The organism is Ruegeria sp. H3 (genome assembly GCF_056533095.1).
In genome coordinates this window covers 186594-210509 of record NZ_JBQFOD010000006.1, presented here as the reverse complement: position 1 = coordinate 210509, position 23916 = coordinate 186594, and the positions used below count along the sequence as shown (strand labels likewise).

At 57.0% G+C, this 23916-nt stretch carries 27 protein-coding genes, 2 tRNA genes and 1 pseudogene; 14 read left to right on the top strand and 16 right to left on the bottom strand.

The window, feature by feature from the left end; translation table 11 throughout:
- Window positions 1-28 precede the first annotated feature (28 nt).
- Both ACR0JE_RS09800 and ACR0JE_RS09795 read right to left on the bottom strand, forming a co-directional pair.
- Entirely contained in the window at window positions 29-868 is an 840-nt protein-coding gene (locus ACR0JE_RS09800; protein WP_480864021.1) for an EamA family transporter, read from the bottom strand.
- Between the two features lie 91 nt (window positions 869-959).
- Window positions 960-1730 (bottom strand): alpha/beta hydrolase, encoded by a 771-nt coding sequence (locus ACR0JE_RS09795; RefSeq protein WP_480864020.1) that lies wholly within the window; start codon window positions 1728-1730, stop codon window positions 960-962.
- Between the two features lie 104 nt (window positions 1731-1834).
- Between ACR0JE_RS09795 and ACR0JE_RS09790 the strand changes: the two are divergent.
- Window positions 1835-2581 (top strand): annotated as a pseudogene (locus ACR0JE_RS09790) (hypothetical protein); the annotation flags it as partial.
- A gap of 7 nt (window positions 2582-2588) precedes the next feature.
- Here the strand turns inward: ACR0JE_RS09790 and ACR0JE_RS09785 are convergent.
- Complete coding sequence (locus ACR0JE_RS09785) at window positions 2589-3263, bottom strand: TIGR04283 family arsenosugar biosynthesis glycosyltransferase (protein WP_480864019.1); 675 nt, start codon at window positions 3261-3263, stop codon at window positions 2589-2591.
- Between the two features lie 73 nt (window positions 3264-3336).
- On the opposite strand from ACR0JE_RS09785, the gene ygfZ reads away from it, so the two are divergent.
- Together ygfZ and ACR0JE_RS09775 are read left to right on the top strand one after the other, a co-directional pair.
- On the top strand, window positions 3337-4074 hold the full coding sequence (gene ygfZ, locus ACR0JE_RS09780) for a CAF17-like 4Fe-4S cluster assembly/insertion protein YgfZ (RefSeq protein WP_480542213.1): 738 nt from the start codon (window positions 3337-3339) through the stop codon (window positions 4072-4074).
- 111 nt (window positions 4075-4185) lie between these two features.
- Window positions 4186-5127 (top strand): ABC transporter transmembrane domain-containing protein, encoded by a 942-nt coding sequence (locus tag ACR0JE_RS09775; protein ID WP_480864018.1) that lies wholly within the window; start codon window positions 4186-4188, stop codon window positions 5125-5127.
- Between the two features lie 62 nt (window positions 5128-5189).
- On the opposite strand, the gene efp is transcribed toward ACR0JE_RS09775, so the two are convergent.
- Window positions 5190-5753 carry an elongation factor P gene (gene efp / locus ACR0JE_RS09770; protein WP_480542209.1) on the bottom strand — a complete coding sequence of 188 codons (564 nt, stop codon included), beginning with the start codon at window positions 5751-5753 and terminating at the stop codon, window positions 5190-5192.
- Window positions 5754-5971: 218 nt separating this feature from the next.
- On the opposite strand from efp, the gene ACR0JE_RS09765 reads away from it, so the two are divergent.
- Complete coding sequence (locus ACR0JE_RS09765) at window positions 5972-6292, top strand: DUF6280 family protein (RefSeq protein ID WP_008757056.1); 321 nt, start codon at window positions 5972-5974, stop codon at window positions 6290-6292.
- Between the two features lie 78 nt (window positions 6293-6370).
- On the opposite strand, the gene ACR0JE_RS09760 is transcribed toward ACR0JE_RS09765, so the two are convergent.
- Window positions 6371-6940 (bottom strand): cobalamin biosynthesis protein CobQ, encoded by a 570-nt coding sequence (locus ACR0JE_RS09760; protein WP_480864017.1) that lies wholly within the window; start codon window positions 6938-6940, stop codon window positions 6371-6373.
- A 59-nt stretch (window positions 6941-6999) separates the two neighbouring features.
- On the opposite strand from ACR0JE_RS09760, the gene ACR0JE_RS09755 reads away from it, so the two are divergent.
- Window positions 7000-8457, top strand: coding sequence for a cobyric acid synthase (locus ACR0JE_RS09755; RefSeq protein WP_480864016.1), 1458 nt, complete (start codon window positions 7000-7002; stop codon window positions 8455-8457).
- 4 nt (window positions 8458-8461) lie between these two features.
- Here the strand turns inward: ACR0JE_RS09755 and ACR0JE_RS09750 are convergent, their stop codons facing one another.
- From ACR0JE_RS09750 to ACR0JE_RS09740, 3 genes are all read right to left on the bottom strand, one after another.
- The gene (locus ACR0JE_RS09750) at window positions 8462-9298 is read right to left on the bottom strand and encodes a hypothetical protein (RefSeq protein WP_480864015.1); all 837 of its coding nucleotides are present in this window, start codon (window positions 9296-9298) and stop codon (window positions 8462-8464) included.
- Window positions 9299-9372: 74 nt separating this feature from the next.
- Window positions 9373-10791, bottom strand: a complete 1419-nt coding sequence (locus tag ACR0JE_RS09745; protein WP_480542201.1) for a TolC family outer membrane protein — start codon at window positions 10789-10791, stop codon at window positions 9373-9375.
- Between the two features lie 95 nt (window positions 10792-10886).
- Complete coding sequence (locus tag ACR0JE_RS09740; RefSeq protein ID WP_480542199.1) at window positions 10887-11540, bottom strand: protein-L-isoaspartate O-methyltransferase family protein; 654 nt, start codon at window positions 11538-11540, stop codon at window positions 10887-10889.
- Between the two features lie 228 nt (window positions 11541-11768).
- On the opposite strand from ACR0JE_RS09740, the gene ACR0JE_RS09735 reads away from it, so the two are divergent.
- Both ACR0JE_RS09735 and ACR0JE_RS09730 read left to right on the top strand, forming a co-directional pair.
- Window positions 11769-11842, top strand: a tRNA-Cys gene (locus tag ACR0JE_RS09735).
- A 493-nt stretch (window positions 11843-12335) separates the two neighbouring features.
- Entirely contained in the window at window positions 12336-12545 is a 210-nt protein-coding gene (locus ACR0JE_RS09730; protein ID WP_480864014.1) for a hypothetical protein, read from the top strand.
- Window positions 12546-12713: 168 nt separating this feature from the next.
- Here ACR0JE_RS09730 and ACR0JE_RS09725 read toward each other — a convergent pair.
- Window positions 12714-12789, bottom strand: a tRNA-Thr gene (locus tag ACR0JE_RS09725).
- A 175-nt stretch (window positions 12790-12964) separates the two neighbouring features.
- Between ACR0JE_RS09725 and ACR0JE_RS09720 the strand changes: the two genes are divergently transcribed.
- Window positions 12965-13843, top strand: coding sequence for a hypothetical protein (locus tag ACR0JE_RS09720; protein ID WP_480864013.1), 879 nt, complete (start codon window positions 12965-12967; stop codon window positions 13841-13843).
- Window positions 13844-13857: 14 nt separating this feature from the next.
- Here the strand turns inward: ACR0JE_RS09720 and ACR0JE_RS09715 are convergent, their stop codons facing one another.
- Window positions 13858-14124, bottom strand: coding sequence for a DUF2312 domain-containing protein (locus ACR0JE_RS09715; protein ID WP_170530827.1), 267 nt, complete (start codon window positions 14122-14124; stop codon window positions 13858-13860).
- Window positions 14125-14297: 173 nt separating this feature from the next.
- Between ACR0JE_RS09715 and ACR0JE_RS09710 the strand changes: the two genes are divergently transcribed.
- Entirely contained in the window at window positions 14298-14516 is a 219-nt protein-coding gene (locus tag ACR0JE_RS09710) for a hypothetical protein (RefSeq protein ID WP_170530829.1), read from the top strand.
- A gap of 10 nt (window positions 14517-14526) precedes the next feature.
- Here the strand turns inward: ACR0JE_RS09710 and ACR0JE_RS09705 are convergent, their stop codons facing one another.
- Window positions 14527-14742: a hypothetical protein gene (locus tag ACR0JE_RS09705; protein WP_170530831.1), complete on the bottom strand. Its 216-nt coding sequence runs from the start codon at window positions 14740-14742 to the stop codon at window positions 14527-14529.
- A gap of 244 nt (window positions 14743-14986) precedes the next feature.
- On the opposite strand from ACR0JE_RS09705, the gene ACR0JE_RS09700 reads away from it, so the two are divergent.
- The 4 genes from ACR0JE_RS09700 to ACR0JE_RS09685 are packed head-to-tail and all read left to right on the top strand — an operon-like array spanning window position 14987 to window position 17184.
- Window positions 14987-15850, top strand: a complete 864-nt coding sequence (locus tag ACR0JE_RS09700) for an MBL fold metallo-hydrolase (protein WP_480546574.1) — start codon at window positions 14987-14989, stop codon at window positions 15848-15850.
- 33 nt (window positions 15851-15883) lie between these two features.
- The gene (locus tag ACR0JE_RS09695; RefSeq protein WP_480542191.1) at window positions 15884-16312 is read left to right on the top strand and encodes a YeeE/YedE family protein; all 429 of its coding nucleotides are present in this window, start codon (window positions 15884-15886) and stop codon (window positions 16310-16312) included.
- Complete coding sequence (locus ACR0JE_RS09690) at window positions 16312-16743, top strand: DUF6691 family protein (protein ID WP_480826724.1); 432 nt, start codon at window positions 16312-16314, stop codon at window positions 16741-16743. Before ACR0JE_RS09695 ends, ACR0JE_RS09690 begins: the two co-directional genes overlap by 1 nt.
- Window positions 16744-16752: 9 nt before the next feature.
- Window positions 16753-17184 (top strand): protein tyrosine phosphatase family protein, encoded by a 432-nt coding sequence (locus ACR0JE_RS09685; RefSeq protein WP_480864012.1) that lies wholly within the window; start codon window positions 16753-16755, stop codon window positions 17182-17184.
- 20 nt (window positions 17185-17204) lie between these two features.
- Here ACR0JE_RS09685 and ACR0JE_RS09680 read toward each other — a convergent pair whose 3' ends face one another.
- From ACR0JE_RS09680 to ACR0JE_RS09660, 5 genes are all read right to left on the bottom strand, one after another.
- Window positions 17205-18302 (bottom strand): FliM/FliN family flagellar motor C-terminal domain-containing protein, encoded by a 1098-nt coding sequence (locus ACR0JE_RS09680; RefSeq protein WP_480864011.1) that lies wholly within the window; start codon window positions 18300-18302, stop codon window positions 17205-17207.
- A gap of 79 nt (window positions 18303-18381) precedes the next feature.
- Window positions 18382-21060, bottom strand: a complete 2679-nt coding sequence (locus tag ACR0JE_RS09675; protein WP_480864010.1) for an ATP-binding protein — start codon at window positions 21058-21060, stop codon at window positions 18382-18384.
- A complete protein-coding gene (locus tag ACR0JE_RS09670; protein ID WP_480864009.1) occupies window positions 21060-21368 on the bottom strand; it encodes a hypothetical protein in 309 nt (102 codons plus the stop codon). The genes ACR0JE_RS09675 and ACR0JE_RS09670 overlap by 1 nt, the downstream gene beginning before the upstream one ends.
- Window positions 21365-21745 carry a response regulator transcription factor gene (locus tag ACR0JE_RS09665; protein WP_480864008.1) on the bottom strand — a complete coding sequence of 127 codons (381 nt, stop codon included), beginning with the start codon at window positions 21743-21745 and terminating at the stop codon, window positions 21365-21367. The genes ACR0JE_RS09670 and ACR0JE_RS09665 overlap by 4 nt, the downstream gene beginning before the upstream one ends.
- Window positions 21746-21823: 78 nt before the next feature.
- Window positions 21824-23113 carry a helix-turn-helix domain-containing protein gene (locus ACR0JE_RS09660; RefSeq protein WP_480864007.1) on the bottom strand — a complete coding sequence of 430 codons (1290 nt, stop codon included), beginning with the start codon at window positions 23111-23113 and terminating at the stop codon, window positions 21824-21826.
- 198 nt (window positions 23114-23311) lie between these two features.
- Between ACR0JE_RS09660 and ACR0JE_RS09655 the strand changes: the two genes are divergently transcribed.
- Window positions 23312-23848 carry a LuxR C-terminal-related transcriptional regulator gene (locus ACR0JE_RS09655; RefSeq protein WP_353006179.1) on the top strand — a complete coding sequence of 179 codons (537 nt, stop codon included), beginning with the start codon at window positions 23312-23314 and terminating at the stop codon, window positions 23846-23848.
- Window positions 23849-23916 lie beyond the last annotated feature (68 nt).

The following is a 23916-nucleotide window of genomic DNA, read 5'->3' as shown; positions in this document are numbered from 1 at the left end:
CACTCCGGGCTTCAGCCCGGCACACCCCTCACACCGCCAACCCGATCAGGGCCACTCCGCACGCCATCAGGACCGCAGCCCCCAGAAGGCGCATCCAGTTGCCCTCGTGCAAAAACACAAACCCGATCAGCGCCGCGAAGATCACCGAGGTTTCGCGCAGGGCCGACACGGCCCCCAAAGGCGCAAAATTCTTGGCGTAGAGCACCAGACCATAGGCCGTCATCGACACCAGCCCGCCAAGGATGCCGATCATCCAGACTTTGGCGGGCAGCGCCGCCAGCGTGTCCCGCTTGCGCACCCCCACAAACCCCGCGATGAACAGGTGCAGGAACGCGCCCCAGGCCCAGTAGCTGAGCGTATTGCCCGACAGCCGCACACCGATCCCGTCGACCACCGAGTAGATCGAGATGCAGAACCCCGTGCCCAGCGCAAAGCCCAGCGCGCTGCGCCCGACGCCGGATCGCAGGGCGCTCCAACTGCTCAGCTGGATGCCCAGCGCGATCAGGGCGATCCCGGCCCAGGCTTGCAGGGGAAGAACCTCACCCACCAGCACCATGGCCCAGAGCGAGACCAACGCGGGCACAATGCCCCGTGCAATGGGGTAAACGACGCTCAGATCGCCATGCTGATAGGCTTTGCCCAGCATGAAGTAATAGCCAAAATGCACAACGGTCGAGAGTGCGATGTAGATGAAGCTCTCAGCGTTCGGAAGCGGCAGCAGCAGGATCATCACCGAGGCCGGAATGACGTGTCCAAACGCCACAAGGCCCAGCGTCGTTGTCCGGTCCGCAGACGTTTTGACAATGGCATTCCAGACCGCGTGCAGCAAAGCCGCCGTAAGAATGATGAGGATGACAAACAGGGTCACGCTTGTGCCTTCCGCGCTGAATATTCGCCCTGATAGGGTCAGCACCGCAGGTTGCACAGTGTTCAGGCGATCTCAATACGGGATGTGTGGCTTAACCCAGCTTTTCCTGAAGCCAATCGGCAATTTGGGTGGCTGGCCCCTCCCACCCAGGCTCCATGAACAGGAAGTGCGCGTGGTTTTCGACCGGCAGGAAGGTCGCGCGATCCCCGTAAAGTTTCGCCAGCGCGCGGCAGGTGTTGGGGTTCACGGCCCGGTCCTCGGTGCCGGAAACGATCAGCACCGGGCAGTCAACCTTGTCGATATCCACCTTCATCGCGTGGTGATCATCGAACATCCAAAAGAACATCTCGAACATTACGCGACCGCTTTCCGCGCCCAATCGGTCGAACACCTCATGCTGCTGCGCCTCGGGCATCTTGTTCAGTGCAAAGGGGGCCATCAGGTCGAACTCGACCCGCATGGGCTGTTTCCAGAACGCCCCGCCCTCCATCAAAGCGCGTGGCACGGCGCGTTCGTCATCGGTTTCAGGCAACGTCCCCCACGCCGCGTTCGGGTTGATCAATATAATTGCGCTGGCCAACCCACGTGCTGCGACCTGCTGCGCCACAACACCTGCAATGGCGTGCCCTAGAAGGACAGGTTTGCTGTCCAAACCTTCGACAAATGCTGCGATGTCATCTGTGTAGTCCGCGACGCTGGTGTCGATCAGTCCCGGATCCGGCTCGGCCTGTGGATTGCCGCCGTGATACCGCAGAGCCGGAGTATGGACCGTCCAACCGCGCGCACGGAAGAAATCGGCGTAATCCTTCATGCACCACGGACCCGCAAACGCGCCATGTATCAGAACAATGTCGTTGGTCACGAATACCTCCTGACTGCTTAGGTCCAGTATGAGCATCCTGTAAGACGAAACAACTGCATGTGATCCCGGTTGCGCAGCGCATTGCAGCGCCTAAACTTGGTATCATGACATTTGTGACCGAAAACCAGTTGCCCCTGCTTATCCTGTTCTTTGTGCTGGGACTGGTCGGAACCGGCTTTCTGTTCCGCAAACCCGCAGGTCACCGGGCGTGGAAACTGGCTGATCTGGTCTGGGTCGTGCTGGGCGGTATCGGTGCTTTGGTCGCTGTTCTGGCGGGTCTTTATACCGCCGATAGCTCTCGGCTGGATCGGCAGATTGATGTGGCCTATGCAGCCTCATCCGCCTTTGATCGCGATGCGGCGCGCTTCAGGTTGCGGTTCTGCGATCCGGCCTATGACCCCGACACGGGCGTTCTGTGCGAAAAGGTCGAGTTTCTGTCGGCCTCCACCGCCAGCAATGCCGACCTGCCGCTGTTCATCGAGGTCACAAATGAGGTCGCTCCGCTGCAAGGGCTGCATTTCCTGTTTGGGCGTCAAGAGAAGGATGAGATGGAGCAGATGTCAGCCAAGGCGGATGCGTTCGACATCGATCAGTTCCTGGTTTTCACATCATTGGACGACGACACACAGACCGCGATTGACAACATGCGCCGCAAAGTGCCCGCGATTGCAGGGGACTACCTGATTTTGGCCCAAAGCTATGACGAATTGATCGAGCAGGTCAGCAAGTTGAAGGACGAATGGGAATACCTGCAGGCCAACGCGCATATTCTGGTTCTGCAGATCGTTGCGTTGTGTCTGGTCAGCTTTGCCGCGCCCTTCAGGCTGGGCAAATCTATTGTCGAACTGCGCACTTCCTTTAGCGCCGATACATCTGAGCAAGATGTTCCGGATCAGCCCCAAGAAGATAGCGCATCAAGGTCCACAGATTCCGAGCCCCCCGTCGCAGCCAGCCCGTCCGTTCGTAACGCTCCGCACTCGTGACGGCGCGAGCCTGCAGCAGCGTGATCCGAGGCAGTGCGCGCGCAAGGGCCACGTCCTCCATCAATGGCTGGTCCTTATAGCCTCCGGCACGCAGATAGACATCGCGCGGAACCAACAAACCCTGATCGCCATAAGGCAAGCTGAACAAGCCGCTGCGCAGGTTGGCCCAACCGGCGACCCAGCGCGGGGCCAATCCCTTGGCGCGAAATGACAACCGAAACGCCGCAGGGGATTGCAAAGCCAGATGGTCCACCACGGGTTTTGCCCAACCTGGTTCCAGCACAGTATCGGCGTGTAAGATCAGCACCCAATCACCCTTGGCCAGGGCACAGCCACGCCGTAACTGTCCCCCGCGCGAGGCGGGTCCGTCGACCAGCTCTGCCCCGGCTTCTTCAGCGATCTCCGGTGTCAGATCGGTCGAGCCACCATCGCTTATGATCAACTCGCGGATCAGGCCCGCATGCAGCCCCTCCATCAGGGCCTGCAAACAAGCGGGCAGCGTTGGTTCTGCATTCAATGTCGGGATCACGATGCTGATCGGCGCGGGCACAGCTGATAACCTCTGGTCTTGGCAGCAGAACTTCCTATATCACGAGGCCAGAGCAAATGACGAGGACCCTGCCATGCCCAATCGCCGCATCCTGCGCCTGACCGGCTCGGACACCGAGAGTTTTTTGCAGGATCTGATCACCAACGATATTGGTGGACTGGAGGCCGGGCTGGTCTATGCGGCGCTTCTGAACCCTCAGGGCAAGTATCTGGCTGATTTCTTTCTCAAGCGAGACGGTGACGCCGTACTGCTGGACGTTGCGGAAGAATTGGGCGACGGGCTGGCAAAACGGCTGGGCATGTACAAGCTGCGGGCAGATGTGGCGATTGAGCCCGCGGGCTTGAACCTCCAGCGTGGCACGGGGCCTGCGCCCGAAGGCGCCCTGCCCGATCCGCGCGATGCGGACATGGGCTGGCGCGTTTACACCGATGGGCCCGAAGGTGATGACGGGACCGATTGGGATGCCATCCGTGTGCGACATTGTATTCCCGAAAGCGGGATAGAACTGCATCCGGACAGCTACATCCTTGAGTCGCGTTTCGAAGACCTGAACGGCGTGGATTTCAAAAAAGGCTGCTATGTCGGGCAAGAGGTTACCGCCCGGATGAAACACAAGACCGAGCTACGCAAAGGACTGTGCCGGGTTCGGGTTGAAGGTAGCGCGCCAGCAGGAACCGAGATCAAAGCTGACGGGAAACCGGCGGGGACTCTGTTCACTCAATCCGGGGCGCATGGGATCGCACATCTGCGCTTCGATCGTGCCAAAGGCGAAATGCGTGCCGAGGGTGCAGTGATCACACGCGCCGACTAGACCCGCGCTGTTGCCGATGCGTTACGCTTGAACGCGGCTCAGCCGCGGACAGGTTTGATCTGCTGTCCCGCACTGCCAAACTGAGGGCGTCGAAACCATCCGGGTGCCGTCATGCTAAAGCTCTACACCGCAATCTGGCGCGCTAGCGCAGGGCGGCAGATTATTCTGATCCTGCTCTCACTGGCCGTTGCTGCACTGGCTGCGGTTCCACTGGAGTTTCAGCGTGACATCATCAACCACCTGACCTCGACCGATGTGGGGATCGAGCGGCTGGTTCTGTTGGGCCTTGGCATGATGGGTGTCATTCTTCTAAGCCTCGCGCTGAAATGGGTCTTGGGGTATCGTGCCGGAACCCTGGGTGAGGACCTGATCCGCCTGATCCGCCAGCGCCTTCTGTGGCGTTCGACTGATTTGAATTCATCAGGTGAAACCCTCCGCAAGGGTGCAATGAGCACCGCGATATCGGCCGAGGCCGAGGAGCTCGGGAAATTTGCAGGTGGTGCGTTCTCGGATCCTGTGGTGCAGATCGGCACCCTGATCAGCGTGATCGGCTATATCTCCTCTACCCAACCGGGGCTTGGAATGATTGCGTTTTCGATGATCGTGCCACAAATCGTTATCGTCTTGATGTCGCAACGAAAAGTGAACGTCTTTGTCGCTGAACGTGTCCGTGTTCTGCGACAGGCCACTGACACTCTGACCACTGATGATTTGAAAGCGGCCGAACACGACATCAACGCGATGTTTGACATTATATATGAAACACGGCGGAGAATGTTTCTGTGGAAACTATCAGCCAAATTTCTTCTGAGCGTCATCAATGGTGCTGGTACTGTCGGAGTTCTGATGCTGGGCGGCTGGTTGGTGCTTCAGGGCCGAACCGATGTGGGCACCGTGGTAGCCGCCACCAGTGGGCTCAGCCGAATTCAGGGGCCAACGTCATTCCTGATCGCCTTCTACCGGCAAGTTAGTGCGAACCGTATCAAGTATGAGCTGATGCTTGAGTTATTCGGCCCTGACCCGTCGCGCTATCGTCGGATAAACAAACCATAAAAAAAGACCGCGCAGCGGGTGCTTGCGCGGTCTTTTGGGTCCATGGAACGCTTGATGCAGTGTTACGCGCGTTCGGAGTATTCCATGGTCTCGGTGTTTACGATGATCATCTCATCCTGCCCGACAAAGGGCGGCACCATGACCTTGACACCATTGTCTAAAATCGCCGGTTTGAACGAGTTCGCTGCGGTCTGACCTTTGACCACCGGCTCGGTCTCGACAATCTTGCAAGTCACCTTTTGCGGCAGCGTCGCGTTCAACGCCTCGCTTTCATAAAATTCTACAACGATTGTCATGCCGTCCTGCAGAAACGGGCGCCGTTCGCCCAGCAGGTCAGCTGGCAGTTCGATCTGTTCATAGGTCTCGGCATCCATGAACACCAGCATGCCATCGGACTCGTACAGGAACTGCTGATCCTTCTGCTCAAGGCGCACGCGTTCGACCTTATCCGCAGAACGGAACCGTTCGTTCAGCTTGGACCCATTGCGCAAGTTGCGCAGCTCGACCTGAGCAAAAGCGCCGCCTTTACCGGGCTTTACGTGATCCACCTTTACAGCTGCCCACAGCCCGTCGTTATGCTCAAGCACATTGCCGGGGCGAATTTCGTTCCCATTTATCTTGGGCATTACATATTTCCTTCACAAACGGTTGATGCGTCAGTTGCCGTCCCTATATCTGGCAGGACCAACCCTGACAAGACAACGACACTTAGTGCTGCACCCGCAGCAAGCTATGCACATGACGCAACGCAACTATGCATTTTAGGTGTATCCGAATCGCACCTAATAGGTCATAAGGACCGTCACGCCGAAAATGCAAGAGCAAGAACAACAAGGAAGACGAGATGAGAGATTTCGTTGACGGCACTGCCTTTAACAATGAGCAAGGCAATCGTGCTCGCAAACTTTTTGCAGCCGTTGTGTTGGCTGCGCTTGATGATGCTATCGCCGATGACAAGAAATACGGCAATGGCCCCGAACAGATCGCCCGCTGGGCCCGTTCGCGTGATGGGCGCGAAGTTCTATCCTGTGCCGGTATCGACCCCAACGAGCGGGTTGTCGGTGGCTTGATGGAGTTCGTCGGTCGTGGCGTGCGCACCTCTGTGGCGCTGTCGCGCGAAGAGAGCGAGCGTCGCAACGCCGCTCAGCAGGCCGAAGCAGCCTGAACCTGCAAATTGCCGGTTTAAAAAAACGCGCCCCTGTCACCGGGGCGCGTTTTTCTTTGTGTGATCAGAAGAATGCGGTCAGAAAAACCGCAACCATTGCCAAGCAGTCCAAAATTCAGCGCCCAGCAACACAGTGAAAAATACCTTGGCCGTGATCGAAAGGCCCCGGCGCCACAAAACCGCATAAGCGGCTGCGCAGATGAGGGTCGAGATCGGCACAACCCAGAATGCGTGATGCGTACTGTCCCAATAGCTGACTGGGCTATGAAAGACCCAGTCGCTGAGCGGCCAAAATTGCGGGCGCCCATCACCGGCGTGAAGCAGGAAATCCGTTGCCAGATGCAGCAATCCAGCAGAAGCCATCACAATCAGAAATGACCAGCCTCGCCACACGCCCAGTGTCAAAGCCAGCCCCCAAAGAATGAATGAATTGTCGATCGCAAAGATCGTCTGCCAAGTGGATGAGAAATAAAGCTCATCAAAGACGACATTTGGCGGGATACCCAGAACATAGAGTGATGTCCCCGCCATCAGATAAAGCGACAGGTCTGGCAGCAACGACCCCAGCAAGGCGGCCCCCAGAATGCGCCCATGTGCGGGCCGAGCAAAAACGGCGGCGCCGATCAAAAGATGCGCGGGCGTGTTCATCCAGGGCTTTCCCTTCGGCGTCAAATCAGGTCATCTGCACGCCAGCATAGGAGACGACTATGGTTCGTGCCATCATGATTCAGGGGACCGGCAGCAATGTCGGGAAATCGGTTCTCGTGGCCGGGCTGGCGCGCGCTTATACGCGGCGTGGGTTGAGAGTTGCTCCGTTCAAACCGCAGAACATGTCGAATAATGCTGCGGTGACCGAAAACGGGGGTGAGATCGGTCGGGCGCAGGCACTGCAAGCGCGGGCTGCAAAACGTGCCACGCATACGGATATGAACCCGATCTTGCTGAAACCCGAAACCGACACCGGTGCTCAGATCATCGTGCAGGGGCAGCGCGCTGGGACCATGAAGGCCGGAGACTACCGCAAGGACAAATCCAAACTTTTGGACGCTGCTTTGGAAAGCTTCGACCGGCTGTGCAGTGATGCCGATCTGGTCCTGATCGAAGGGGCAGGCAGCCCAGCCGAGACCAACCTGCGCAAGGGCGACATCGCCAATATGGGCTTTGCCTGTGCGGCGGGTGTTCCTGTGGTTCTGGTCGGTGACATCCATCGGGGTGGCGTGATCGCGCAGATCGTTGGTACCCAGGCCGTACTGGATGACGGCGATCTGGCGATGATCAAGGGATTTGCAGTGAACCGGTTCAAGGGCGATGTGTCTCTTTTCGATGAAGGGCGCGATGACATTGCGGAACGCACCGGTTGGCCCTGCTTGGGCGTTGTTCCCTGGTTTCACGATGCATGGAAACTGCCTGCCGAAGACATGATGGACATTCGATCCCATACCGGCGGCGCCTGTAAGGTTGTGGTTCCTCAACTCGAGAGGATGGCCAATTTCGACGATCTGGACCCGTTATCCGCAGAACCCGGCGTGAGCGTCGAGATCATCCCCGCAGGCCGCCCCTTGCCCGGCGATGCCGACCTTGTGTTACTGCCCGGCAGCAAATCCACCATCGGCGACCTGACCTATTTCAGGGCTCAGGGATGGGATATCGACCTGCTGGCGCATGTCCGTCGTGGCGGACATGTTCTGGGCCTGTGTGGCGGCTATCAGATGCTGGGCAAAACCATCGCTGATCCGGATGGCGTGGATGGTCGTCCAGGCACGATTGACGGGCTCGGCCTCCTAGATGTCGACACAGTCATGGCAGGCAAGAAACATGTGACGCTGACCGAAGCCATTGCCCTGCCCAACCGCGCGCCTGTCAGCGGGTATGAAATTCATATGGGCCGGACCGAAGGCCCGGATTGCGCACGTGCTTGGCTGGAGGTCGATGGTCGCCCCGAAGGGGCTGCAAGCGCAAACAACCGTATTCTGGGCAGCTACCTGCACGGCATATTCTCATCCGATGTGTTCCGCGCCCAATATCTGGCAACATTGGGTGTGAAATCTGAGAATGCGTATGAAGACGGGGTTGAGCAAACGCTTGATGCGCTGGCCGATCACCTGGAACAGACCATGGATTTAGACCTGTTGCTGGAACTGGCGCAGGCACCCAAGCGCGCCTGAGCGGCTATTCCAATTCCTGCGCAGCCAATGCGCGATAAATCTCGCGCCGCACCATTTTGCGGACATTGCGCGTGATCCGTTCGCCCAACGCGCCTTTCAGCTCTTCCCGGACGACCTCGGCGATCATTGAACGCAGCGCTTCTTCGTCGACTGACAATTCCCGAAGCTGCGCAGCCTCCTGTTCCGCAGCCTCGGTCACGGGCACAGCCTCGGCAGAGCGGATAAATGTGGCGGGCTGCGCCTCATCACTTTCTAACTCTTCTTGTTGAGGCGTTTCGATGACTGGTTCTTCGACGTCGGAAGCAACCTGATCGCTCTGGGGCAGTTCATCTTCTGGCTGTTCATCCAGAGAGGTTTGCCCATCACCTTCAGCAAATGCCGTACCCGTATCCCAGGACAGGCTTTGATTCGGTGTACCTGAATAGGCATCATCGCTGTCACCGTCAGGCTCCCACTGATCTTCAGTACGGGCAATGGCAGCTTCCAGCGCTTCAATCTTTGCGCTCAGGCTGAGTGTCGGGTCGTCCGACTGCTCATCCATCGCCACTTCGCTGGGGGTTTCCTGATCGGCGCCCGCATCATCTCGCACGATATCGCAGGCGCGCAGCAGCATTGGTTTTGCCGAAACTTCGGCACTGTATTCAGGTTCCAGTTTCAGCGGGGCAGTTTCAGCCGCAGCGGGTTTTGAGATGCGCAGCGCATCCGTTAGCACCAAACGACCGGGTTTGCGCGCTTTGGCGCTTTGATCAGCCCCCTTGCCCGTTTTACCTTCTTCACTGACAAGACGTTTGACCGAAGACAAAACGTCTTCGATCCCGGCTTTTACGACATTATCCGCCATTTTTCTCTACCGCTCTATCCTCAGGGTAGAGTGTAGCCAATCCTGTCAAAGCGAACAACAGGTAGTATTGCCCGTCAGTCCCGGCGCAACGCTTTTAGCACGCGATCCAGATCCTTGCTCTGTTTGCTGACCTGCGCTGGTGCATTTTTGACCAGATTGTAGTACAGCGTCGGGTCGTAAATCTGCACAGCCAGTCCCAAACGTTCGGCCGTCAGAAGGCCCTGAGCCTGAAGCAGCTGATACGCGGCCAGCGAACGCTCGGTCCGCGATGCGATCTCAGCCAGTTGCGCATCCAGCAAATCCTGTTGGGCCGTCAGCACATCCAATGTGGTTCGTGCGCCCAGTGTGGCCTCTTCGCGGATACCGTCGAACGCCACTTGCGACGCGCGAACGCGCTCGGTCGATGCCGTCAGACTGGCCGTTGCGGTTTCAAACCGGACATAGGCATCTGTCACGCCCTGCGTGATATCTTTTTGCACATTCAACAGGTTCGCCCGTGACGCATCTCGGGTGGCCATAGCACGACGGACAACCGCCGCCAGTCGGCCACCAGCATAGATCGGCTGGCGGAAGATCAGCGAGACAGATGCGTTTTCGTTGTTATCGTCATTGTCGTAGCTCTCGGTCAGACCGGCATCTGCACTCAAACTTACATTTGGACCAAGTCCGGCACGCTGCTGCTGAACGGTCAAATCCAAAGCGCGCACCTGATGCTGGGCCGACAAGATCGACGGATGATTGCGAAGCGCCAGATTGATCGCCTCGGACTGCGAGCGCGGTAAGTTTGGCAGGCTGGGCTGCCCCGTTGTGCGGCCCGGCAGTTTGCCGACGGCATTGACATACTCCGCTTGTGCCGTGCTCAGATCACCACGCGCATCGGCAAGATCCGCACGCGAGCTTGCCAACTGTGACTGCGACAAGGCCACGTCAGTCCGGGTCACCTCACCCACTTCGAAACGGTCATTCGATGCCCGCAGTTCTTCACTGGACAGATCGACGTTGTTTTGCCGAATTTGAACTGTCTCTTCCTGCAAAAGCACATTCAGATAGGCAGTCGCCGCGCGGAATAGAACCTGTTGCTCGATATTGATCAGCGATTGACGTGTCGCCAGAACAGTTTCCTGCGCGGATTGCTTGCCAAGAACGGATGCGCCACCGTCATAGACCAACTGGCTCAGCGTCAGCCCCGTGAAAAAATCGGTGGGCTCATTGCTAGATACAACGCCGCTGGTTCTGCTTCGGTTGTAAGTTTGCGTGACACGCACGGTCCAGTCGATGATGGGGCGCAGAGCGGCCAGCGCAATCGCCACGTCTTCGTCTGCAGCCCGCAGCAGCGCGCGATTTTGCTCCAACAACCCGCTGGTGTTGTAGGCCCCGATAAACGCATCTGTAAGGTTATCAGCCCATGCCTGACGCAGCGGCATAACGCTTAAGGCCAGTCCTGCGGTCAATGCACACGCTCTGACCAGTTTGCCAGTCGCCGTCCTACGCATCACCAAATCCTCTCAACTCAAAAAATTTCTGCCCTGTCGGCAATTTGCGCCGTCATTTTCAACTAATCAAGGTGGCAGAACAAACTACCTCTGGACTATAGCGAAAATGCACTCTGATGGGAAAAGCTATCCAGCACTGGCGCGCTGGCATTGAAAACGTCACGCCAGCTGACACGCCCACCCGTCTTGCGCCCGATACGAACAACACCCAAGCCATCCTCGACAAACAAGCAGGCGATGCGGCCATTGTCTTTCAATTGATCCAACAGAGCGCCCGGCACTTGTTGCACCCCTCCCTGGATCATGATCGCATCGTAGGGCCCATGCTCTTCCGCACCCTGTTCTAAAGGACCAACGTGCACCACGGCATTGTCAGCAGCAACTTCGGTGAGCGCATTTTGCGCCTCCGATGCCAATGCTTCGTCGCTTTCCACTGCAACAACCAATTCTGCCATACGCGCGGCTACCGCGGTCGAATACCCCAGAGCCGGCGCGATATCGAGCACGACCTCGTCATTGCAAATATTCAACGCATCCAACATCTTGGCCAGGGTCCGCGGCTCCAACAAACTACGCCCGTTCCCAAGATCGATTACATCTTCGACATAGGCGGCTTCGCGCTGCGAATCCGGCACAAAGTCTTCGCGCGGCACCGAGAGCATGGCATCAATGATCGGGAACTTCGTCACATCCGAAGGTCGCACCTGAGTATCAACCATTATGCGGCGTCGCGTTGCGAAATCTGTCATGTGATCTCTCGTCTGAAGTCTCAAGCCTGTTCGGCTTTTGCCACATCCCTTGGTCACCGGCAACGCCTCTATTGCCGCAATCCGCCATCATCAATGATTGAGCTGAGTATGAAATCACGGTATTTCGCACTTTGGTCCTGAAATTTCATGGCTGTCCTCTGGACGCCCTGCCGCAAAGCTGATAAAACGCCAACCACACCACGGCAAGTATTTGATTTTACTTGAAAAGGCGAGTTGGCGGAGTGGTGACGCAGCGGATTGCAAATCCGTGTACACCGGTTCGATTCCGGTACTCGCCTCCATTTATTTCCAATTCATTGACTTAGCCCTGTGGTGCTCGGGTGGGACACACCTACGATGATACAATCATCCTGCCTAAGCCTTTAAAGACACGGTGTTTATTGCTCCCGTTGGCTTATCACTCCTTCTATTAAGGGAAGACGAGCATCTGTAAGAATATCGCTGCGTACGCACTGCCCGCATCGAGCTGGTGATCTGGACCGCTGTACACGACTGGAGCGCGCACTTGAATAAACACTAAAGTCCAGTGTCTCATGGGCGCGCAGGTTACCCGTGAAAGCGGATCTGGCGTTGGTATTTTGGGGGAGGCTTCTAACATGACGCACTCATTCTCACCCCAACGAAACGGTTCATTTTTCGCAACGATCGAACGGGTACCGAGTGTTTTGTTCATGCATACGGGCTAACCAGTAAGTTCCGTGGGGGCGGTGCATGCCAACCCCCGGTAAATAGTGACGATCTACACCCCCGGAAATCGAGCAGGAGAATAACCGAATGAAACTGTTTTTCGCTGAAAAAGTTGACGGCACCGCGCGCGTTTTCAACACTCGCTATCTGGTCGGCATCAGTGGCTATTCTGTCGGTGGCGTAAAGCAAAAAGGAAAGTGTTGTTTTCACACTGACCCGAGTTCTGATGGCGTCGGACGGCACTATATCAAGGGCAGCCTCAAGAGCTGGATCAAGCGCTTGGGCGCAATGGAATGAGCGTCCAGATCATTTTTTGCGGTGCGTTGATGAGTTGATCGGTGAGATCAATGAGCTCAAAGACCACACAATCGCACTGCACCAAGGCCAACAAACACGGCTAGATTCGGACGGTCGGACCGACGGGGGATCTAGAACGAAGTAACTGTTTGTTTTGCTCTGATGTGCTGGTGCCCCCACACGGACTCGAACCGCGGACCTACTGATTACAAATCAGTTGCTCTACCAGCTGAGCTATAGGGGCGCTGACCGTCGATTACTGTCTCCGGACAGAGACTGCAAGCCGGAAATTTAGCGTAGAGTTAGGGATTGTCGAATTTCCTTAGAAAGTGTGAAATCACTCGCAACGAAATGCCCGGTCTTGATAACAGTGAAGCAAAGCCGAAAACGGCTCTGCAGGACAGCCGGGCGCAAGGAACATGATGCATGTAGTCATTCACGCCGGGGTCCCCTACACGGATGCGGGACAATTGCTGGCAAATCTCGCAGCCCACAAAGGCGCGCTTTACAAGGCTGGGACCTTACCACTAGGACCACGCCGGTGCAGGCAATTCGTCAAGGTCATGTCCGACGCCATGGCGAGCGGTCTGCCTCTGGCAGAGGCGCGCGAGCAGATGAATGCCGTGCTGCCTGATGCTGCGGATATTCAGCGTGTCGTTGTTTCCAGCGAAAAGTTCTTTGGGCCAATGCGCGCGGCCTTGCAACATGGGCAACTCTATCCATTTGCAGGGAAGCGGGCTGCGTATACGCAGGACTTGCTGAACGGCGCGCAGATCGAAATCTTTGCCGGGCTGATGAACCCCGGCCTTTTCATCCCAAGGGTTTTGACGGCACTGGACCCGGCTCGCACCAGATCAATACTGGATACGACAGACCTGAGTTGTCTCAGCTGGGTCACCATGATCGAAGACCTGGGCGATCTGGTTCCAGATGTCAAAATCACTCTTTGGGAGAACGAGGACTCGCCGCTGATCTGGGGAGATATCCTGCGCGCCATGGCCGGTTTGCCCGACAGCATTGCGATCCCTGGTGAACATACCCTGCTCGCTTCTTTGCTGACCGAACAGGGTAAACATCAGCTGTTGCCGTTGATCCAGCAGGAACAATCCGGCGCACGGTTTGCATCGAGCGCTGAGCTGGCTGGGCTGCTTGAGGCCCATGCTCAACCCGATCGGGTTGAGGAGGAGTTAGACCTGCCCGGCTGGAGCACTGAAATCGTCAGTGCGTTTTCCGAGCTTTATGCACAAGACATGGCAAAAATCCGAACAATGCCGAATGTACGAGTATTAGAGGTCTGAACCAGTCAGACGCTCTACATTCCCAATGCTTCTTTGTACATCTCCAACACTGCTTCTTCTTCGGCGATGTCGTCCTTGTCTCGCTTGCGCAGGGCAATCACCTTCCGCATGACCTTGGTGTCGTAGCCACGGGCCTTGGCCTCGGCCATTACTTCTTTTTGCTGTTCAGCCAGATCCTTTTTCTCAGCATCCAGCCGCTCAAACCGCTCGATGAACTGGCGCAACTCTCCCGCTGTGACGCGGTAGTTGGCGGTGGCCTGATCTTCGGTCATGTCTTCCATAGGCGTCTCTCCCCAAGGCTAGAATCTGATGCTGTGACATCGGCAAGATGCCGGATACAGTGCGACCGCCCGGGTCGCAAGCACGCAATCCCGAACCGGGCCCAAAGCACGCTTGTGCGAATTGCCTCGATCCTTTAAGCGCGGGTGCGGATCAGGCAGCTTTGCGGGGAACCATGTTTGAATTCATCACTTGGGGCGGGGCCGCCCTGTCCGTTGCCGGGCTTGCCGGGTTGGTCTGGTGCATTCTGCGCGTGATGAAAGCGCGCAAGGCCGGACTGTCTGATGATGAACTGCGTGCGGTTGTTCAGGGCGTTCTGCCCTGGAACCTCGGATCACTTTTCCTGTCGGTGATTGGCTTGATGCTGGTTATCCTCGGGATTTCCTTTGGATGACCTTGCGGAATTAGACAGGCATATTGTCAAACTGCGCTTCCATTGCGTCTTCGCACAACGCCGAGTCCAGTCGACGCAAACGAGATGGGACATGCATGCCCTGACGGCGCATGCGATCAACGATCTTGCTTACACTCGGTTGCAGGGCCAGGCGTGTATCGAGACAGGCATTCTCGAGCTTTTGTTCAATCTCTGTGAATTCGGAAAACAGGGTGTTCTGTTTCATATTGCTCCTCCCAGGTGGTGCCAGTATCTCCGATATAGGTAACGGGATTAAGACCAGAACAATCTAACCTCAGGTTGTGCGGAATCTTGCCGGGTAATTCGGTAGATTCGGCAGTCTTTCCCGGTTCGACTAAAGTTTAATCCAATATTGGTGTGGCTGCCTTGACAGACATCAATTGCCAAATCGGCAGTTGAAACACATTCCACATCCAATACATGTTATATAGACCGGGACGGAGGATGATATGACCCCTAAAGTGCAGGCTTTTTTTGATGATCAAACCTTCACGGTTTCCTATGTCGTGCGCGAACCCGAAGGCCGGGCCTGCGCTATTATCGACAGCGTTCTGGATTTCGATCATGCATCCGGACGCACCGGGACGAAGGCCGCGGACGTCATCGTTAAGTATGTTCAGACGAACGATCTGAAAGTCGAGTGGATCCTCGAAAGCCATGTCCACGCCGATCACCTGTCGGCCGCGCCTTATCTTCAGGAAAAGCTGGGTGGCAAAATCGGGATCGGCGATCAGATCGTGACCGTGCAGGACACCTTTGGCAAAGTATTCAACGAAGGCACTGAATTCCAACGCGACGGCAGTCAGTTCGATGCCCTATTCAAGCAAGGCGATAGCTTTCATATCGGTCAGATGCGTGGGGATGTGTTGCACACGCCCGGTCATACCCCAGCCTGCCTGACCTATGTGATCGGCGACGCGGCCTTTGTTGGCGATACATTGTTCATGCCTGATTTTGGCACCGCCCGTTGCGACTTTCCGGGCGGGTCGTCCTCTACGCTGTATGAATCGATCCAGAAAATCCTCGCCCTGCCTGATGAAACGCGGGTCTATGTGGGACATGACTACAAGGCCCCAGGCCGGGATCAATACGCCTGGGAAACCACTGTGGGTGAGCAAAAAGCGCTCAACATTCATATCGGACAGGGGCGCAGCGTCGAAGAGTTCGTGGAAATGCGCGATGCACGGGATGCAACGCTGGCAATGCCACGCCTGATCCTGCCGTCTCTGCAGGTCAATATGCGTGCGGGTCAGATGCCCCCGGCGGATGAGCAGGGCGATGTGATGCTCAAGCTGCCGATCAACAAGCTCTGACTCTGCGACAACAACATTAAGGACGAACCGGATATGGACGCATCTTGGGTGATGGGCCTTTTGGGCGGATTGCTGATTGGTCTTGGCGGTGCGGTGTATCTGCTCGGCAATGGCCGCGTCATGGGGGCCAGCGGTATACTGGGCGGACTGGTCGACGGCAGCGCGCGCAACGAGATCGCCGAGCGTCTGGCATTTATTGTCGGCTTAATCGGAATGCCCCTGCTGTTACGCCCATTGATCGCGCCACATTCTGAAACACATCTGACCGGAAATCTGCTGCTGGTCGTGATCGCCGGGCTGCTGGTGGGTGTCGGGACCCGCATCGCAAATGGTTGCACCTCTGGCCACGGTGTGTGCGGCATCTCTCGGTTCTCACCGCGCGGGATTGTGGCAACACTGATTTACATCGCAGCTGGTGCGCTGACCGTTTTGGCCCTGCGGCACATGCTGGAGGTCATTTGATGCGCATCCTGATCGCTTTGATCGCAGGGGCCTTGTTCGGCACCGGCCTGCTGGTTTCGGGCATGACCGACACGACCAAGGTTCAAGGTTGGCTGGACCTGTTCGGCGCCTGGGATCCAACACTTGCCTTTGTCATGGGTGGGGCCATCCTGCCTATGTTGATCGCCTGGCGGATGACCAACGGACGGAAACCCATCGCTGGCGGCCAATTTCCGGCACCTCCACGCCCCGAACTGGACCATCGCTTGATCATCGGCTCTGTGCTGTTTGGCATGGGCTGGGGGCTTGTTGGGCTGTGCCCCGGGCCTGCAATGGCTTCGCTAAGTTATGGGGGCCTCGGCGGATTGCTGTTTATGCTGGCGATGATCACAGGAATGTTCATCGCACCCGGCCTTGGCGCACAGCTAGACAGAGCTGCAAACCCAACCTAAGGATTTGGCATGGAGATTCGCCCAATTACCCCCCGCTACGCCGTCTCACCGCAGATCACGGTTGAGGATGTGCCCGCCATCGCCCAAGCCGGGTTCGTCAAGGTAATTTGCAACAGACCCAACACCGAGGTTCCCTCAGACATGCAATCCGACGCCATCGGCGAGGCCGTGCGCGCAGCCGGGTTGGAGTATGAGGTTCTGGAACTGACCCATCAGACCATGACGCCCGAAAATGTGGCTCGGCAAAGGGATATGGCCGAAGCCTGTGGTGGACCGGTATTGGCCTATTGCGCATCTGGCACACGGTGTTCGGTCGTATGGGCCTTGGGTCAATGCGACCGGATGAGCACCGACGACATTCTAAATGCCACAACAAATGCAGGCTACCAGTTGGAAAACCTACGTCCGGCATTGGATCATATGCGCAAGGCTGTGGACTAAGGTTCGGGTATATCCAACTGCTAACTCACATCATCGGGGCCGCTTAGCCCCGCCAGCTGCGAAATCTCAGCCACCATTTGTTCCGAGTTCTCAAAACTCAGATCACCCTCTTGGGCTTCCAGAGTGTCCGGACCAGCGCGATAGTCTGTGACATCGACGGCTTGGGCGCCCAATGGCATATCGGGTGCGTTTTGACTGGCCGAAGCTGCCCGGCTTTCGATAAATTCCTGCGTCTCAATATCGGATAACGCAGCCAAAGGAGCCTGTTCGTTAATCCGCACCGCACGCAAGCCGCCACATTGACCAAGCCGCCCAACCGCAGTCCGCGACCGATCGATGGCCAGAATTTCTGTCCGGTCGATGCGCGCATGTTGCAGCGGCAGAATATCCCCGGCGCTAAGTCCCGAAAGATCAGACAGTGGCACATTCATGCGACATAAAACGGCGTTCAATTCTGCCCGGACAACGCCCGAAGATTGCTCCAGGCTGGGCCCGTCATCCGCCTCGAGGATCAGGCAATCCTCTACCGGGGACGACTGTTGTGGCAACAAAACACAGATACGGCCTTGCCGTATGCCACCTGCCAGGTCGACCGTCAGTTCGAACCCGCAATACATATCTTCAACCAGTGTCAGGCAGACGGATCGCAAATCTTGCGCACGAGACATGTATTCATAGCCGATCAAGCCCACATCATCAGATGCATTTTCGGCCAGCTCAGCCGCCTTGGCCAGCGCAGCTTCCAGCAGCGGAGCGGTCATTGCCGCATCCGTATTTGTGAACGCGCGCGCCTCAGGCGCAGTTTCGGTGACCTGACCAATGGTCTGGGTCTGCAAAATGGCCGACACTGAATTTGGATCAAAGCAGGCGGCTGCAACTCCATCTGGCCCTTTCAGGAACAACAGCAGCCAATCATCGCCAACCGCGTCGACCAGATCATTGGCAGGCTGCAGCGATTGCTTTGCGCCAATAACAGCAAGGGGCAGGTTCAGCCGATCTGCTGCAGCCCGCGCGAATCCCAGACGCAGTGCGCGCAGCACTGAACGCGGCCGGTTCTTCAAATCCTCGCGCCCCACTGACAGCTTGCGCAACAGCGCGGTGTTCCCTGCCTCTGACATGACCAAAACTCACCAAATTGCTCGAGCCTCTGACCCTTGATGTAACCCGGTGAGTGTTACGAAGTTCTTTATCCGTCCCTCATTGCGCCGCTTGCTGATAGGCCAACGGCAGGCTGACCCGGAACGCAGCCCCGCCCTGCCCCGGCAGATAGCTGATCTCGCCCCCAAGCCGCTGCATGATCTCACGGCAGATCGCCAGCCCCAGACCCGCGCCGCCGGCCTTATCGATCCCGATCCGCGCAAATTTCTCGAATACCAACGATTGGGCCTCGACTGGAATGCCGTTGCCGTTATCAACGAAATCGATAACCACGCGTCCCCCGATATCATGCGCCGAAATCGTCAGAACGGGCTCATCCGCGTCGCAGTATTTCTGTGCATTGGAAATCAAGTTGATGACAACCTGCCCGAAACGGTCGAGGTCAGTGTGTAGCGGAATACGTTCCGAAGCGCGTGTTCGGCGGATTGTCAGAGGTTTCGATGCCCCGGCCAGCGCGGTTGAAACCGCACGATCCAGCACCGAACGCAGGCTACCATCGCTCATGTTCAGGCTGACCTGACCATTTTCAAGCACGCTCAGATCCAACAGATCATCCAGCAAACGGGTCAGCCGTAAGGCTTCATCGTGAATGGTTGCAGCAAATTTGGTTTGTTCCTCGTCGCTCAGCCCTGCGGTGTCGCGCAGGATTTCGGAAAACGCGCGGATCGAGGTCATCGGGGTGCGCAGCTCATGGCTAACCTGGCTCAGGAAGCTGTCTTTTTGCTCCGACATAAGGGTTAGCTTGGTATTAGCTTCGCGCAGCTGCCGCGCGGTCCGGCTTAGTTCTACCGACTTGACCTCAAGCTGGCTGGAGTATTCCAGCAGCTGAGCAGATTCGTCCGCCACAGCCAACAAATCCTCGACCGAAATTGAAGCGCCTCCCACGATCTGACCAATCATGGCATGGGCCGTGGCCGCACCAACCGAACCGCTGAGCTCACGTTCAAGCCGGTTCAGGAAGCCCGGCGTGGGCTCGGGCAGGTGTGACCTCCCACCCTGGTTTTCGGCTTCGGCCTGAAAGAACGCTTGCGCGGGGCCGGTGCCCAAAATGCGCTGGGTCATGATCATCAAATCTTCGCTTTGCGCCACCGACCCCGACCAGCCGCGCGGCGCAACGGAATGGTCAAAGACATTCACAAACTGCGCCCCCTGCAAACGTTCCAACGGGCTGGGGAAGCTAATAAGCGACGCGACGCAAAAGGCGATTGTGTTCAAAGAGATCGACCACATCACGGTGTGGACCATCGGGTCCATCCCCTCGATTCCGAACAAGGCCTGAGGACGCAGCCACCCGATACCAAACGGGCCCTGTTCGATCACCGTTTGCGGCATCCAAAGCCCACCCATGCCCGGCAAGAGCAACGTGTAGCACCAGAGCGTAAATCCCACCGTCAGCCCAGCCAAAGCGCCGATGCGCGTCGCCCCCCGCCAGAACAATCCACCCACAAGGGCGGGCAGGATTTGCGAGACCCCAGCAAAGGCAATCAAACCGATCGAAGCCAGCGCCGCGCCATCGCCGATCAAGCTATAGTAGAAATATCCCAGCGCCATGACCGCAGCGATCGAAACCCGACGCGCCATCAAAACGATGGTCCGTACATCACCAGGGACAGATCCCACCCGTTCATGGGTATTCAGCCAGATCGGCATGACAATCTGGTTCGATACCATGGTGGACAGCGCCATCGCCGTGATGATCACCATCGAAGTGGCCGACGAAAAACCACCGATAAAGGACAGCATGGCAAGCCAATCATTGCCCTGTGACAGCGGCACCGTCAGAACAAAAAGATCAGGGTTGGAACCAGGTGGCAAAAGGTCCAACCCGACGACCGCAATGGGAACAACGAACAGGCTCATCAGCAGCAGGTACAAGGGAAACGCCCAAGCTGCTGTCCTCAGATGGCCTTCATCGTCATTTTCAACGACCATGACCTGAAACATGCGCGGCAGACAGACAAAGGCAGCGGCAGACAGGAAGATGAACGCCGTCCAGCGACCTGCGTCGATGTTCCATTGGCCAATTTCCGAGGCATCAATCCGATCCATCATTGGGCCAATCCCACCGGCAATACCCCAGACGACAAACACACCAACGGCGATCAGGGCGAATAGTTTGACCACTGATTCCACTGCAATCGCTGTGACAACGCCATGATGACGCTCGTTCACGTCCAGATTCCGTGTGCCGAATAGAATAGCGAAGACAGCCAAACCGGCCGCAACCCAGAATACATTAGATCCGCTTGGGTAGAGGCCAGAGGGATCAGCCTCGACAAAAATCGAAAACGACAGGGTGATCGACTGAAGTTGCAGGGCAATATAGGGCGTTCCGGCAAGAACCGCCAAAATGGTAACGCATACGGCCAGCGTGTTGGATTTACCATAACGAGACGACAATAGGTCCGCGATCGAGGTCACCCTTTGGCTGCGCGCAACCCGAACCAGTTTGCGCAAGCCCCACCACCAGCTGACCATCACCAACGTCGGCCCCAGATAGATCGTCACGTATTCCAGCCCGGACCGCGCGGCATTGCCAACCGCGCCATAAAAGGTCCAGGCGGTACAATAGATCGACAAGGAAAGCGTGTAGATCAGGGGCGAGCGTAGCCATTTCCCTCGCCCTGCCTCGGCCATTCTTTCAGCTGCGAAGGCCACACCAAATAGTAGTACCACGTAGCCCAGGCTTACCAATATCAGAATATTCGGCGTCGCCATCACTCAGTGTCCGCGCCGATATCGTCGCGAACGCCCAGACTTCTGGCAGTCAGGCCAAAGATCAGGCCAATCGCAATCAGCACGCCCCAGCATACAAATATGTACAGCATAGCCGATGAAAGCGGTACAGCGTCGTCGCCCGCGCTCTGATCCGGCCAAAGCAGCGGTAGTGCGAGAAGTGCCGCGCCTAAAAATGGCAGTAGCCGGGCCGCATCGGCCAGTCTGCGACGGCGGTAGCTTTGACGCCCAAGGAATAGTGAGGACCGTTTGCCCTTTGGCGTCTGGTCTATGTCGCTGTCAGGAGTCACGCCCGTGAGGCCTGCGCATGTAGATCACGCACCGCAGTCAGCACCTCGGCATTTGAAAACGGTTTTGTCATGAACCGGCTAACACCCGCATTCTCGGCCATTTCCCGATCGCGGGATTGCCCGCGTGCCGTTAGCATCAAGACCGGCAAGCGTTGCATATCATCCAGCTCGCGTAGGTCGCGCAGAATATCCATGCCGTTTTTTCCCGGAAGCATGACATCAAGGATGACAAGATCCGGGGCTGCAGACTGTATCACCTGAACCGCATCAGACCCTTCTGAATGCGTTTCAACCTGCCAGCCTTCGCGTGTCAGCAAAAAGCGGATGGCCTCAGCGATGTTCGGCTCATCCTCGATCAACAGAACCTTACGGCTCATATTTTCAATTCCTCCCCATGGCAGATCGCGCTCTTGGCACGCTGCCACCGCCAGATTAAGCGGTCAGTCAGCGACCTGTCAAAAACCTTCGCTCAGAATCGAAGGCTCACGCCTCGATGTGCAATCTCGGCTGGGGCACACCCGGCAATTGGCCCCGACATGGGTCAAAGCCGATGCCCCCTCCTCCCCGACCGGTCGCACCAGCATGACCGACCGATAAGCCGGTTCCTGATCATAGCCGGATACTGCATGAGGCCAAGCGTAAGCATGGCACTCAAACTCAGCCGCACTGCGCCCCAACTGGGCGATTTGCTTTCGAACCGGCACCAGAGGACGACTTAGCGCGGTGAACAAGGGCCACAACGGACAAGCCTCGCCATGGCGCGGCATAACGAAACCGGGAAGCGGTTTGAGGAACAGGACGCTGCCCGATGCATCGCACAAGGCCAGCCCAGCAGGGCGCGGCAAATACTCCTCTGGCACAAAGGCCAAACGTCGCAAAACTGTAGGGATATCGACCGCGAAACGTTGCGCCAACGTGATAGGGTCCGGTTCGCCCTTAGCGAGAATTTGCTTCAAATCGGCAAGCGGTATCGCAACCGCGTCCTCTGCGCACCAGCGTAGAATCTCTTGGGCGACAGAACGGGCGGTGGCGGTGTTCAATCCGTCTAGGGCAATACTCTCAGCCCCTGCCCTCGCTTCGAGTTCGGGAAAACTGTAGTTTCGAGCTGCAAAAAAGCTCTCAACCTCTTCCAGAGGGACACTACGAGGGGTCTTGGCCGCATCGCTTTCATCCAGATAAGACACCAGCGCCTTAGAGCTTTCGGCCAGTCGTTCAGCATCCTGATGCAGGTTCTTGTGAAACCGGTCCTGCCATTCGGTTTCGATATCCTGCGTATCGGCCAGAATGGATGCGGTAGATCGAATGGCGGCAGCGGTTGTCAGAACCTCATGCATCGACGCGGCCAGATGCGGGTCATGTGTCAATCGGTCCGATAGCGTCTCGACCGTGCGTTCCAGTGACACGACGCGCTGATGCATTTGCGCCAGAACGCCGGCCCAGCCAGCAAAGCGGCTGGCAAATTCCTCCACCCCGTCAACCTCAGCCTGCTGTCCAACTGCATCTGCCGCCGCCTCTCGCAGTGCAGAAATCAGCGCCGCCTCGATCCCTTGGGTCAGCAGCGAGGGCTCTACATCCAAGGCTTCGGCAATATCGACTAAAAGCTTTCCACCGATTCTGCGGCGGTTATGTTCAATCAAGTTCAGATATGAGGGCGAAATTCCAACGCGCTTTGCAAGCTCGGATTGCCTGAGCCCGGAGATCTGGCGGCGTTCGCGGATTCGGCTACCGGTAAGCGTATCGCGCATCAAAGGCTTCTCCCTCGCCAAGCTTTCAATCACAGCTGATTATTTTCAAGATATCTTAGTTAAGCAATGTAGTTAAGGCAGCATTTTCAGATAGGATTTACAAGATTGACAAAAGCAACAGTAAATCACCCACTTCAAATCCACAGCAAATTCTCATGACCTCTTCTATTTCCGACCAATTCCCGGCACGATATGACGATGAGTGACCCCGCCTTCGAATATGCCCCAATTGGGCTGGTTGAACTGGAAAACCGGATCATCCGGCGCTGCAATCTGCAGTTTGCCCGGACGTTCGGAGGGGGTGAGAGCGACTATCGCAACATGCCTCTGCTTCACCTTTACCCCTCCGTCGCAGATTGGGAAAGGATCGGCGCGCGTAGTTTGCAGGTGATGCGGGACACCGGGTATTACACCGATGAACGGGTTATGCGACGACGCAATGGCGATTTATTCTGGTGTCGCGCACGCGGCAGGTCGCTGACACCGGATGATCCATTCCGTCATGGTATTTGGAGCTTTTCAGACATCTCGGAAGAACGCCCCCTGGTCGAACTGACCGTGCGGGAACGCGAAGTGGCGATCCTGTCCTGCCGCGGCCTCTCGGCCAAGGAAATCGGTGTCGAACTCGGCCTCAGCTATCGCACGATCGAAGCCTACCGCGCGCGCCTATTGGAAAAGTTCGGCGCGCGTAAGTTATCAGAGCTCGTGGCGAAACTTTCGGGCATGCCGCTCTGACCGCTCAGAGCGCGCACAAATTCCTTGAATCCTCGCTTCAGACTGCGCTTTTCATGGCCCCAAGCTTA

Bases quoted from the DNA above. Each gene is read 5' to 3' on its own strand.
- ygfZ (WP_480542213.1), top strand. From the start codon at position 3,337: ATGCCCAATCGCCGCATCCTGCGCCTGACCGGCTCGGACACCGAGAGT.
- ACR0JE_RS09775 (WP_480864018.1), top strand. From the start codon at position 4,186: ATGCTAAAGCTCTACACCGCAATCTGGCGCGCTAGCGCAGGGCGGCAG.
- efp (WP_480542209.1), bottom strand. From the start codon at position 5,753: ATGCCCAAGATAAATGGGAACGAAATTCGCCCCGGCAATGTGCTTGAG.
- ACR0JE_RS09765 (WP_008757056.1), top strand. From the start codon at position 5,972: ATGAGAGATTTCGTTGACGGCACTGCCTTTAACAATGAGCAAGGCAAT.
- ACR0JE_RS09760 (WP_480864017.1), bottom strand. From the start codon at position 6,940: ATGAACACGCCCGCGCATCTTTTGATCGGCGCCGCCGTTTTTGCTCGG.
- ACR0JE_RS09755 (WP_480864016.1), top strand. From the start codon at position 7,000: ATGGTTCGTGCCATCATGATTCAGGGGACCGGCAGCAATGTCGGGAAA.
- ACR0JE_RS09750 (WP_480864015.1), bottom strand. From the start codon at position 9,298: ATGGCGGATAATGTCGTAAAAGCCGGGATCGAAGACGTTTTGTCTTCG.
- ACR0JE_RS09745 (WP_480542201.1), bottom strand. From the start codon at position 10,791: ATGCGTAGGACGGCGACTGGCAAACTGGTCAGAGCGTGTGCATTGACC.
- ACR0JE_RS09740 (WP_480542199.1), bottom strand. From the start codon at position 11,540: ATGACAGATTTCGCAACGCGACGCCGCATAATGGTTGATACTCAGGTG.
- ACR0JE_RS09730 (WP_480864014.1), top strand. From the start codon at position 12,336: ATGAAACTGTTTTTCGCTGAAAAAGTTGACGGCACCGCGCGCGTTTTC.
- ACR0JE_RS09720 (WP_480864013.1), top strand. From the start codon at position 12,965: ATGATGCATGTAGTCATTCACGCCGGGGTCCCCTACACGGATGCGGGA.
- ACR0JE_RS09715 (WP_170530827.1), bottom strand. From the start codon at position 14,124: ATGGAAGACATGACCGAAGATCAGGCCACCGCCAACTACCGCGTCACA.
- ACR0JE_RS09710 (WP_170530829.1), top strand. From the start codon at position 14,298: ATGTTTGAATTCATCACTTGGGGCGGGGCCGCCCTGTCCGTTGCCGGG.
- ACR0JE_RS09705 (WP_170530831.1), bottom strand. From the start codon at position 14,742: ATGAAACAGAACACCCTGTTTTCCGAATTCACAGAGATTGAACAAAAG.
- ACR0JE_RS09700 (WP_480546574.1), top strand. From the start codon at position 14,987: ATGACCCCTAAAGTGCAGGCTTTTTTTGATGATCAAACCTTCACGGTT.
- ACR0JE_RS09695 (WP_480542191.1), top strand. From the start codon at position 15,884: ATGGACGCATCTTGGGTGATGGGCCTTTTGGGCGGATTGCTGATTGGT.
- ACR0JE_RS09690 (WP_480826724.1), top strand. From the start codon at position 16,312: ATGCGCATCCTGATCGCTTTGATCGCAGGGGCCTTGTTCGGCACCGGC.
- ACR0JE_RS09685 (WP_480864012.1), top strand. From the start codon at position 16,753: ATGGAGATTCGCCCAATTACCCCCCGCTACGCCGTCTCACCGCAGATC.
- ACR0JE_RS09680 (WP_480864011.1), bottom strand. From the start codon at position 18,302: ATGTCAGAGGCAGGGAACACCGCGCTGTTGCGCAAGCTGTCAGTGGGG.
- ACR0JE_RS09675 (WP_480864010.1), bottom strand. From the start codon at position 21,060: ATGGCGACGCCGAATATTCTGATATTGGTAAGCCTGGGCTACGTGGTA.
- ACR0JE_RS09665 (WP_480864008.1), bottom strand. From the start codon at position 21,745: ATGAGCCGTAAGGTTCTGTTGATCGAGGATGAGCCGAACATCGCTGAG.
- ACR0JE_RS09660 (WP_480864007.1), bottom strand. From the start codon at position 23,113: ATGCGCGATACGCTTACCGGTAGCCGAATCCGCGAACGCCGCCAGATC.
- ACR0JE_RS09655 (WP_353006179.1), top strand. From the start codon at position 23,312: ATGAGTGACCCCGCCTTCGAATATGCCCCAATTGGGCTGGTTGAACTG.